8 protein-coding genes and 1 tRNA gene are annotated in these 11144 nt (G+C 70.0%); 6 read left to right on the top strand and 3 right to left on the bottom strand.

Features of this window, described 5'->3' with window-relative positions; all coding sequences use genetic code 11:
• Window positions 1–544: 544 nt before the first annotated feature.
• The 5 genes from AB0N14_RS07420 to AB0N14_RS07400 all read left to right on the top strand — a co-directional run bounded on the left by AB0N14_RS07420 (window position 545) and on the right by AB0N14_RS07400 (window position 4827).
• The gene (locus AB0N14_RS07420) at window positions 545–1330 is read left to right on the top strand and encodes a hypothetical protein (RefSeq protein ID WP_366024742.1); all 786 of its coding nucleotides are present in this window, start codon (window positions 545–547) and stop codon (window positions 1328–1330) included.
• An 81-nt stretch (window positions 1331–1411) separates the two neighbouring features.
• Window positions 1412–2191 carry an HAD-IIA family hydrolase gene (locus AB0N14_RS07415; RefSeq protein ID WP_366024741.1) on the top strand — a complete coding sequence of 260 codons (780 nt, stop codon included), beginning with the start codon at window positions 1412–1414 and terminating at the stop codon, window positions 2189–2191.
• Window positions 2192–2315: 124 nt separating this feature from the next.
• Complete coding sequence (locus AB0N14_RS07410; RefSeq protein ID WP_366024740.1) at window positions 2316–3077, top strand: hypothetical protein; 762 nt, start codon at window positions 2316–2318, stop codon at window positions 3075–3077.
• Between the two features lie 3 nt (window positions 3078–3080).
• Window positions 3081–3746 (top strand): class F sortase, encoded by a 666-nt coding sequence (locus tag AB0N14_RS07405; RefSeq protein WP_366024739.1) that lies wholly within the window; start codon window positions 3081–3083, stop codon window positions 3744–3746.
• 55 nt (window positions 3747–3801) lie between these two features.
• A complete protein-coding gene (locus AB0N14_RS07400; RefSeq protein WP_366024738.1) occupies window positions 3802–4827 on the top strand; it encodes a glycoside hydrolase family 6 protein in 1026 nt (341 codons plus the stop codon).
• Between the two features lie 112 nt (window positions 4828–4939).
• Here AB0N14_RS07400 and AB0N14_RS07395 read toward each other — a convergent pair whose 3' ends face one another.
• The 3 genes from AB0N14_RS07395 to AB0N14_RS07385 all read right to left on the bottom strand — a co-directional run bounded on the left by AB0N14_RS07395 (window position 4940) and on the right by AB0N14_RS07385 (window position 9665).
• Entirely contained in the window at window positions 4940–6877 is a 1938-nt protein-coding gene (locus AB0N14_RS07395) for a galactose oxidase-like domain-containing protein (protein WP_366024737.1), read from the bottom strand.
• Window positions 6874–8811 carry a glycosyltransferase family 2 protein gene (locus AB0N14_RS07390; protein WP_366024736.1) on the bottom strand — a complete coding sequence of 646 codons (1938 nt, stop codon included), beginning with the start codon at window positions 8809–8811 and terminating at the stop codon, window positions 6874–6876. Before AB0N14_RS07390 ends, AB0N14_RS07395 begins: the two co-directional genes overlap by 4 nt.
• Before the next feature lie 780 nt (window positions 8812–9591).
• Window positions 9592–9665, bottom strand: a tRNA-Lys gene (locus AB0N14_RS07385).
• 239 nt (window positions 9666–9904) lie between these two features.
• Here AB0N14_RS07385 and AB0N14_RS07380 point away from each other — a divergent pair.
• Window positions 9905–11140 carry a peptidoglycan-binding protein gene (locus AB0N14_RS07380; protein WP_366024735.1) on the top strand — a complete coding sequence of 412 codons (1236 nt, stop codon included), beginning with the start codon at window positions 9905–9907 and terminating at the stop codon, window positions 11138–11140.
• Window positions 11141–11144: the final 4 nt, after the last annotated feature.

The raw sequence follows: 11144 nt of genomic DNA, 5'->3' as shown, positions 1-11144 counted from the left end.
GTGGGGCCGAAGGGTGACCCGGGGTCTTCGGGCGGGTGGAGGGGCGAGTCGAGGTGTTCGGTGGGGCGGAGGGGCGAGCCGGGGAGTTCGGGCGGGCGGAAGGGTGAGCCTGGGTCTTCGGGCGGGCGGAGGGGCGAGCCGGGGAGTTCGGGCGGGTGGAAGGGTGAGCCTGGGTCTTCGGGCGGGCGGAGGGGCGAGCCGGGGAGTTCGGGCGGGCGGAAGGTCGACCCCGGGTCTTCGGGCGGGTGGAAGGTCGGCCCCGGGCTCCCGCCCGCAGGCCCGGCGACTGCGCTGATCGGGGGGACTTGGGCCGCCGGCTCCGGCTCGGAGGGCGTGGCGCGCCCTGGGGTCACCTCGCCTGTCCGGTCATATCTTCATGCGACACTCTCGACCGCTTCGGCGCTCCGGAGAGCACTCCCGCCCGCTCTCCCGCTTGCCCCATCGGCCCCGCTGGCCCCACTGCCGGCCCCACTGGCCCCGCTTGGCCCACAGTCCCCGCCGGCCCCGGCGGGCCGGACTGGTCCGACTGGCCCTCCGCGCCCCCATGGCCGTGCTCCTGCCCTGCGCCCTCGCCGCCGCCATGCTGCTCCTCCAGGCACCCGCAGCCGCGCTCCCCGCCGACCCGGGGCCCACCTGCTCCGGTCGGGACCAGCACACCTTCCCCCTCACCGCCCGCATCCGCGGCGGGCCCAGGACCTACGAGGCCGGCGGCGCCGCCCATACCTGGTACATCGACCTGAAGAACACCTCCGCGCAGACCTGCGGCAACATCCACCCGGTGCTCGTCCTCGTCGACACCCGCCGCGCGCTGACGGCCGCCCAAGCCGAACTGGAGTTCTTCGAGGGCGACCACCCACATCCCGTCACCTTCGAACGCACCGACGAGCAGGAACTGGTCGGCCCCTTCGACGACGGCTTCCCCGGCTTCACCGTGGCCCCGGGCCGGACCCTCGGCGTGAAGGTGCGGCTCGCGTTCGCCTCCGGAACCCCGCAGGACGAGGTCGCCGCGACCGCCGCTATCGTGCGGCGGCACGGCGACAACGGCGACTGGGTCGGCCAGTCGGACGACTACCGGTTCACGATCGAGGCCGGCGCCCGGACGCGACCCGAACCCACGTCCTCCTCCGCCCCCCGCCGCAGTCCGGCCGCCGAGGCGCTCGCCGACACCGGCCCCCGGGCGCCGCGCGGTCTCGGCACGATGGCCGGCGGGCTGCTCCTGACGGCGGGCGGCCTCCTCGCCGCGGGCCTGCCTCTGCTGCTGTACCGGTGGCACCGCCGGGCCCGCGCGCGGTGCGCCGTGCCCGGCGGGAAGGAGACCGACCGGCCCTGATTACGCTGGGGCCCCCGGGCGCCCCGTCTTCCGGCGTCCCCGGAGTCCCCGGTTCCCCTTGCGTACGGCAGGAGATCGCACATGGCAGAGCGCAAGCCCATCGAGTCATGGCTCACCGACATGGACGGCGTGCTCATCCACGAAGGTGTTCCGATCCCCGGCGCCGACGCCTTTCTGAAGAAGCTGCGCGAGTCCGGCAAGCCCTTCCTCGTGCTCACCAACAACTCGATCTACACCCCGCGCGACCTGCACGCCCGGCTGCGCCGCATGGGTCTGGACGTGCCGGTGGACAACATCTGGACCTCGGCCCTGGCCACCGCCAAGTTCCTGGACGACCAGCGGCCCGGCGGCACCGCCTACGTCATCGGCGAGGCCGGCCTGACGACGGCACTGCACGACATCGGCTACATCCTGACCGACCACGAGCCCGACTACGTGGTGCTCGGCGAGACCCGCACGTACTCCTTCGAGGCCATGACCAAGGCGGTCCGGCTGATCAAGAACGGGGCCCGGTTCATCTGCACCAACCCCGACGAGACCGGCCCGTCCCCCGAGGGCCCGCTGCCCGCCACCGGCTCGGTCGCCGCGCTGATCACCAAGGCGAGCGGCAAGAAGCCGTACTTCGCGGGCAAGCCGAACCCGCTGATGATGCGGACGGGTCTGAACACGATCGGGGCGCACTCCGAGACCAGCGCGATGATCGGCGACCGGATGGACACCGACGTACTGGCCGGCATCGAGGCCGGCATGCAGACGTTCCTGGTGCTCACCGGGCTGACCACCGTCGAGGACATCGACCGCTACCCGTTCCGCCCGTCCCACGTCGTGAACTCGATCGCGGACCTCGTCGACCGGGTCTGACGCGCCGGGCGGCCCATCAGCCCGCACGGCGCAGGGCCGGCCCCTCGTACGGAGTAGTCGAGGGTCCCGTCCGGATGCGCCGGAGTGCCCGTCGGGGGAGTCTCCTGGTATCGGGAGGTTCACGATGGGTTCACTACGGCTCACCCTCTGTGCGGGTGCCGTCGTCGCGGGCGCCCTCATGCCCGCGGCGTACGCGGCGGACGCGCAGGGCGTCGTCCTGACCCCCGCGTTCCCCGCGCCCGGCAGCGATGTCCGGCTGGCCGTACGGGGCTGCCCCGGCACGACCGGCACCGCGGAGTCGGACGCGTTCGTGGCTCAGGCACGGCTGGTCGGGGGCGACGGCACACTGTCCGGCGACACCCGGGTCCGCTCGGCGCTGTCGCCGGGCCGGTACCAGGTGACGGTCGGCTGCGACGGCCGGGAGATCGGGGACGTGCTCACCGTGGCCGGCCCGACGGCGCCTGCGCCGGACAACGCGACGCCGTCCACCGCCGTCCAGCCGTACAGCCCTCTGCCGTCCACCGCCGTCGCGCCGGACAGTCCCGCGCCGTCCACCGCCGTCGCGCCGGACAGCCTCACGGCGTCCGCGCCCTCCACTCCGCCCTTCACGCCGTACGCCGCCACCGGTACGACGTCCCCCGGCCCCACGACCTCGCCGTCCGCCCCCTCCCAGCTCTCCCGCCCGTCATCCCCCTCCCCGTCCTTCCCCTCATCCCCGGTCGCGCCGGTGCACGCGGGCGGCGGCGGTACGGCGGGCACCTCCTCCGACGACCCCCGGGTCGCCGTGCCCGGTCTGCGGCACGCGGTGATCGGGCTGGTCCTCGCGGGCGTCGCCGGCGTCGTGGTCGTCGCGCGCGGTGCCCGCCGGGGCCGTGGCACGGAGTGAGCCATGTCCGCGCATGAACGTTCCTGTGGTACCGGGCGCCTGCTGATGGGCGTCGCCTGGGTGATCCTGCTGCTCGGGCTGTGGATGTGGGGCCGTGAGGTCACCGACGTACGCCCGGGGATCTCCGCGCCGACGACCGGCGACATGGCCGCCGTCGGGCGGCCCCCGACGGCACAACGTCCGCCTGCCGCGACGCCTTTGAAGCAGGCTCTGCCACTGCGTGTCGACATCCCCGACCTGGGCGTGCAGGCACCGGTGGTGGCGCGTGGCCTTGACGCGCAGGGTGGTGTCGAACCGCCGCCGTTCGACGAGCCCGGGGTGGTCGCGTGGTACCAGGGCGGGGTGACCCCGGGGGCCGCCGGAACGGCGCTGTTCGTCGGGCACGTCGACACCCGGAGCAAGCCCGCCGTCTTCTACCGGATCGGCACCCTCCGGCCGGGCGCCACGGTGCGGGTGGTCCGCGACGACGGCAAAGTCGCCGAGTTCGCCGTCGAGAGCGTCGAGGTGCTCTCCCGTGACCACTTCGACGCCCGGCAGGCGTACGGGCAGCGCGAACCGGGCCGGGCCGAGCTGCGGCTGATCACCTGCGGCGGCGCCTACGACAAGGCGAGCGACACGTACTCGGCCAATGTGATCGTGTCGGCGTACCTCACGAGTGGCTCACCGTGACGCGGCGGGTATGTCACGATTGGTGCGGAACGCGGTACAGCCAAGGGGGAGTTGGATGTACGGGACGAGGAGTGCGGGGGCACGCGTCGCCACGGTGGCCGCGGTGGGAGCCGCGCTACTGATGGCCGGGTGTTCCTCTTCCGGGGGCGGGAGCGAGGACAAGGAGCGCGGCCCGGGGGGCAGGATCACCCAGCAGCCGAAGGCTTCGGACCCGTTCTGGGTCAACCCGGACGGGAACGCGGCACGGCAGGTCACCGCGTACCAGAAGGCCGGGAGGTCGGTCGAGGCGGACCAGATCAGGAAGATCGCCGAGCAGCCGACGGGGGAGTGGATCGGCCCGGAGAACCCGGAGTCGGAGGCGCGGGGCTTCACCGAGGCCGCCGAGAAGGCGGACCGTACGGCGATCCTGGTCCTCTACAACATCCCGCACCGCGACTGCGGCCAGTTCTCGCAGGGCGGTGCGGCCGACGGCAACGCCTACCGGGCGTGGATCGAGGACGTGGCCCGGGGCATCGGGGACCGGCACACGACGGTGGTCCTGGAGCCGGACGCCGTCCTGCACATGGTGGACGGGTGCACACCGGACCAGTTCCACGAAGAGCGCTACGACCTGCTCAAGGGCGCGATCACCAGGCTGAAGGCGCTGAGGAACACGAAGGTGTACCTGGACGCCGGCAACGCGGGCTGGCAGCACCCGGACGAGATCTTCCAGCCGCTGAAGCAGGCGGGCGTCGACCAGGCGGACGGCTTCGCGGTGAACGTCTCCAACTTCTACTCGACCGAGGACTCGATCGCCTACGGCAAGCAGCTGTCGGCGAAGGTCGGCGGCAAGCACTTCGTGGTCGACACCAGCCGCAACGGCAACGGCCCCTACACGGACGGCGACCCCCAGCAGCGCTGGTGCAACCCGCCGGACCGGGCCCTGGGCGAGCCCCCGACGACGAGGACGGCGGACCCGCTGGTGGACGCCTATCTCTGGGTCAAACGCCCTGGAGAGTCGGACGGCACCTGCAAGGGCGGCCCGAAGGCCGGGCAGTGGTGGGCCGACTACGCACTGAAGCTCGTCGCGGCCGGCAAGTAGCGTCGGTTGGTGGCGCCGGTTGGTGGCGCCGGCTGGCGGCGCCGGCGAGAAGCGTCCGCCACGACAGTGGGGGCGCCCTCCAAGGCGGAGGGCGCCCCCACGTGCGTACGAGCTACGGCACCTTCACCCACTGCGCCACCGACGGCGTCCCCTGGTCGTCGTCGGCGAACAGCATGTACCAGCCCGGAAGAACAAGGTTCCGGTTCTTCGGGACGGTCACCGTGATCCTGTCGCCGGACGTCTTGAAGTCGAGGGCGATCGACCGCTGGTCCACGTCCGTGACGTGCGTCGACGCACTCGGCCGGATCAGCCGCACCTTCCGGATCGCCGACGCGTGCTGCGAGGTGAACGTCCCCGAGGCGCCCGGTGCGACGGTCTGCGGCCCGCCCGACAACGAGGGGCGACCGTCCCGGTACAGGTACGGCGGCGTGTAGATCTCGACCCGCTGCTCGAACTTGCCCGGCTTGGTGTTCGCCTTGTCGCCGTACAGCGAGTCCGAACCGAAGAACATCACCCGCCCGTCGGGCAGCAGGATCGAGCCCGAGTGGTAGTTGCGGCCCACCAGCGGGTCGGCGACCCGCTGGAAGGTGTTGCTGTCCGGGTGGTAGATCCGAGCCTGGAGGATGTTGGAGTCGCCGCGGCCGCGGTAGTCCTCCGAGCCGCCCGAGACGAGCACCGTGTCGTCGGGCAAGACGGAGGACTGCGGGTAGCGCGTGCCCTTCTCCAGGGACGGGCCGTCGACGAATCCCGGGTTGTCGTCCTTCAGGTCGATCAGCCGTGTCCTCTTGCTGGACAGCTTGGACTCGCCGACCCCGCCGCCGCCGATCACCAAGTACTTCTCGTTCTGCGCGGGCGGCAGCAGAACCGTGCCGGACGTCTCCATCATGGCCGGGTCGCTGAGGCCGGGCAGCTTGGTGAACTTGTCGGTGTCGACGTCCCAGATGCCGGGGTCGCGGCCCACGTTGTCCGGTCCGTAGCCCGCGTTCGAACCGGAGTAGAAGATCTTGCCGTTCTGCATCAGGAACAGCGCCGGGTAGGTCGGGAACTGACGGATCTTCGGGGTGTACGTCCACTTCTTCGTCTTCGGGTCGAAGACCTCGTTCTTGCCGGGGACGAGCTGCCCGATGTCGTCGAGCCCGGAGACGCTGAGGATCTTCCCGTCGCTCAGCGTGGTGAGCGTCGGGTACCAGCGGGCCTCGTTCATCGGGTCGACCTTGATGTACTTCTCCGCGACCGGGTCGAACTCGTAGGCGTCACGGATCCCCTGGAAGTCCTTCTTGTCGAGGGCCAGCTTCTGCGCGATGCCGTAGGTGTTGCGCGCGTCGGCGCCGGTCAGACCCTGGATGCGGTAGTTGTCCTGGGTGCCGGTCTCGTACTTCGCCCCGCTCCTTTCCGCCTCGACGTAGATACGGCCGAGACCGGGGTCGTTGCGCAGGAACTTCCCGGTCTTCTTGTCGAACACCTTCGTCGCACGCGGTACGAGGACCGGGTCCTTGGACACGAAGGTCCTGCCGTTCTCCCTGCCCTTGAATCTGGTGCCCGCGGGCAGGGTGATCGGCTTGTCCGGGTTCTCGTTGTGGACGATCATCAGGCCGCCGGCCTTGGTGACGTCCCCCTTCAGCTTCTCGTACCGCTTGGTGCCGCCCGCGATCAGGATCTTGCCGTCCGCGAGCTGGGTGTGGCCCGTGCAGAACAGGTCGTTCGGCGTGGGCACCTTCTTGATGGTCCCCTTGACGGGGTCCCAGATCCGGGTGTCGAACTGCTTCTTGTCGAAGTTGTCCTGGTTGTTGCCCGATCCGGCGATCATCAGCACCTTGCCGGTGTGCAGCAGCACCGCGTGAATGGTGTCCTGGCGGTACTCCTTGGGGAACTCGACGATCTGCCAGTGCCCGTTCTCCGCCTTGTACTCGGGCTTGTTGATGACGTAGTCGTGGTACTGCGCCGTCCCGAAACGGTACAGCCACGGGCCGTTCATTCCGCCCAGCGCGAGGACCACCGCCGTGCCGAGCGCCAGCCGTCGAGCGCGACGGCGGCCGGCCTGGTCATTCATTTCTTGCGTCCCCCAAGAGCGATCTGCATGGTCTGGTCGTCGTGTCCGGCCAAGGCGGGCCGCTGCCCCGGTGTGTGCGGCCCGGTGGGCTGGTGCGGTATCACCGCGGTGTCCTGCGGCTCGTCCGCCGCGGCCGGCTTCTTCTTCGCCTGTCGCAGGGTCCAGCGCCAGGCGACGATCGGTGAGGCCGTGATCAGCAGGGCCAGCGAGGCCCAGATGATCATCGCGGGGTGGGAGTGGCCGAGGAGGAGACCGGCGACGATCGAGCCGCCGAAGACCAGGACGAAGAACAGGTGGATCCGGAACGTCCCGAACAACGTGTCGGGGCTGGCCGAATCGCCCTTGGGGGTCACCACGAACCTGCTCTTGCGGCGCAGCACCGCGTCGATGAGCGAGCGGGCGTAGACCGGCGCGGACAGCGCCGACATCACCATGCCCGCCACACCGCCGGAGCCCTCCGGCTCGTGCGGGGAGACGTTGTGCCGGCGGTTCCAGATGTACAGGCCGATCTGGAGGGCCGACGCGTTGCCGTACAGCATCAGCCAGACCGTCGGGTCGATGTTCACACCCGAGGCGCCCAGGCCCAGGAACAGGGCGCAACTCAGCGCCGCCAGGATCCAGTTGAGGGCCGACATCGGGTAGAAGATGATCATCATGGTGTAGTTGAAGAGCCTGCCGGGCGGCAGTGAGAAGAAGCCCTTCCAGTACTGCTTGAGGATCGTCTCGTACGTGCCCCGCGACCAGCGCAGCTGCTGGGTGAAGAAGTCCGTCCAGGCGGCCGGGCCCTCGCCGACCGCGAGCACGTCCGGGGTGTAGACGGACTTCCACTTCCTGCCGGTGCCCGGGTTCCTGTGGCGGTGCATCTCGAACCCGGTCGCCATGTCCTCGGTGATCGAGTCGTACAGACCGCCGATCTGCTTCAGGGCGCTGATCCGCACGGCGTTGGAGGTGCCGACGAACATGGGGGCGCCGTAGCGGTTGCCGGCGCGCTGGATCAGCGCGTGGAAGAGGAACTGCTGCGACTCGGCGGCCTTGGTGACGAAGGTGTCGTAGTTGCCGTACACCTGCGGGCCGATGACGAAGCCGACGTCCGGGTCGCGGAAGTAACCGAGCATCCGCTCGAGGTAGTTGGGCAGCGGAACATGGTCGGTGTCGACGGAGGCGAAGTAGTCGTAGTCGTCGCCGTGCGCCTCCAGCCAGGCGTTGTAGTTGCCGTGCTTGGTCTTCGCGCGGTGCGGTCCCGTGGGCCGGTTCCACTTCTCGACACCCTTGCGGGTGAAGTGGTGCACGCCCAGGCGCTCGCAGACCCGCTTCACCTCGGGGTCGTCGCCCTCGTCGAGGAGCCAGACATGCAGAAGGCCCCGGTGGCGCAGCCGGACGGCGGCCTCCAGGGTCTTCGTCACCATCGACAGCGGTTCCTTGCCGGGCACGTAGGTGGTGATGAACGCGACTCTGCTGCCGGTCTCGGGCACCACGGGGACCGGGTCGCGGGCGACCAGGGTGGCATGCGCGTTCGACAGTACGTTCATGCACCGGAAGAACTCGATCAGGCCGATCGAGACGAGCATCACGATGTCGAGGGCCGGCAGGAAGTCATAGGCGGGATAGTCGCGTTCGGTCCAGTGTTCGGGCTGCAGCAGCCAGGCGAGCAGGATCAGCGACAGCAGCGGTGCCGCGCCCAGCATGAGGGCGGCGCGGATGCGGTGCGTCTCCTGGGAGAGCAGTGAGCGGTACTGGACCTTGTACGGCTTGGTCGGGTCCGGTTCGGTGAGGGGACCCGCCAGGCGGCTGTAGTGCTCGTAGTCGTATCTGGGCAGTGTCCGTTTGATCCGGTGGATGGTGCCGGTGTGGCCCGTTCGGTGCGACACCACCCTGAGCCGGGTCGTCTCTGACGGGTCGAAGTCCTGCCGGGCGCCCGTCGGCGTCGACGTCATGAGTCATCCCCCCGCACGCACAAGTGCGTGTGTGTTTTTGCTGGCTTTCGCCCGCTTTGGGTCCCCCTCGACCTTGACGGACGAATCAGTGACAGGTCGGCGTCACCGCGTCATCTCCACGATATCGACACGAAGAGCCACCTTCCGATTGCGTGACGTCCCCCTCGACGTCCTTTTCTGCGGGCCCCCATCCCCGCGCCTGGCAACCGGTCCCTACCCCCAACTGCCGTGCAACGGCAATCCCTTGGAGTCCAGAGTTCTACGGCGTCCGGCTTGATCGCAAGATACGAAACACGGTGTTTACCGGTCATACCGACTCAATGTGTCGTTTCTTGGTGCCTTGTGGTGCGGTTGCGACCACTCGTGTACGGATGTTGAGGAAGTGGTTCCTTACGGCGCCACCGGCTCCGCTCTGTCCGGACGGTGCGGCAAGGTGGAACCGCGGCGGGGGGTGCCCTGTGCGCCGAGGACGCCACTGCGGCGCGTGTGGACGGGGTGCCTCCGCGCCGGACCGTGCGACCGCGGACGGACCTGGTGGGGCGCAGTACGTGCTGGACGGCGGCCGCAGGTGAGCCCCGGGGAGGGCGTATGCGCCGGACAGCGGGTCGATCTGAAGCGGGCGGACATGCCGGGGGGTGCCATACACGCCAGGCGGCGACGGCAGCCGACCTGAAGGGGGGTGTGGGTGGCGAAGCCCCCACAACGGCGGCGAAGCCGCGCAGAAACAACGATGGCGAGACGGTTCGCGCTTTCCGCGAACACGCCTCGCCATCGCCATCGTGCGCCGCCAGGGACTCGAACCCCGGACCCGCTGATTAAGAGTCAGCTGCTCTAACCAACTGAGCTAGCGGCGCCTGCTGACCTGGACAACTCTACCCGACGCCAGGTGGTGATCCTGACCGCGCCGGGCTCGAGGAGGCCTCCGTCCGGAGGGACCGGTACCCGTGCGAATGACTTCGCTTACATCATTCGGCCCGTCATCCTGCGCTTTCCCTGTGCGCATGGGTAACTGACGGATGTGCAGAAAAGAGGACTAAGACGACTAACGGCGCAGATTCCCCCGAATGCGGACAGGGAGTGTGAGGGACGTCGCATGGAGACACCGGTATTCGAGGAATTCGAACCCACGACTGACTGCGACTGCCCCGGCTGTGTACGTCGGCGCCGCGTCATCCCTCCCTCCTCCGCCGTCGGGGGGATCCGCCGCCCGACGGCCCGCACGGCCCTCGCGCTGGCCGCCGCCGCGGGCACGGCGCTGGGCATGGTCCAGGCGACGCCCACCGTCGCGGCCACCCACGCGCCGCTCGCCTCGCCGGCACCGCCGGTGCCGCCCGCGCCGTCCGTGCCCGCGAGTGACCAGCCTCCGGACACCCCGCAGGGGAAGGCCGCACCGCTGCACGGCCCGGCCGGCGGCCCGAACCTGACCGCTGCGGCCGCGACGACCCGCGCCGACATCATCAACCGGGCCAAGAAGTGGATCAATGCCCGGGTCCCCTACAGCATGGACGACTACTGGTCCGACGGTTACCGGCAGGACTGCTCCGGCTTCGTCTCGATGGCCTGGAACCTTGGCTCGAACGAATGGACGGGCAGCCTCGACAAGTTCGGCGTGCGCATCACCAGGGAGCAGCTGCAGCCGGGTGACATTCTCCTCTTCCATAATCCCGACAATCCGGAGAAGGGCTCGCACGTCGTCATCTTCGGCGGCTGGTCGGACTACAAGCGCACGTCCTACATTGCCTACGAGGAGACCCCGCCGGGCGCTCGCCGGAAGGTCACCCCGTACGCGTACTGGTCGAATTCCAGCCGCTATGTGCCCTACCGCTACAAGAACATCACCGAGACCAAGGAGAGCACCCAGAGCAAGGAGGCGCCGGTCCCCGGGCTCACCGTTCCCGGGGCGCCCGGCGTCTCTGGCGTTCCCGGCGTCCCCGACATCCGCGATGTCCCCGGAATGCCGGGGCCCGACGACTCGACGCACCCGGCGTCGGGGCCGGGTGGCAAACGCCCGGTGGTGACGACTCCCGGCCGGTCCCTCGGCAGGGTCGGGGTCGGCGCCCCCCGACTGCGGAGCGCCTCCGCGCCGGAGGCGCCCGAGTACCCGGGCCGGGACGTGTTCCGGCCGGGCGCGGCCAACCCGCACGTCGCCCTGCTGGGCCGGAAGCTGGTCGAAAAGGGGTTCGGCGCGCATTACACCGGCGGTCCCGACGCGCGCTGGGGCGAGGCCGACCGGCGCAACGTGGAGGCCTTCCAGCGCGCCCAGGGCTGGAACGGCCGTGAGGCCGACGGCTTCCCGGGGCCGGAGACCTGGCGACGGCTCTTCTCCTGACGTG

The sequence above is a fragment of the Streptomyces sp. NPDC051104 genome, assembly GCF_040682835.1.
GTDB lineage: Bacteria > Actinomycetota > Actinomycetes > Streptomycetales > Streptomycetaceae > Streptomyces > Streptomyces cynarae.
This window is presented reverse-complemented; position numbering and strand designations above follow the sequence as displayed.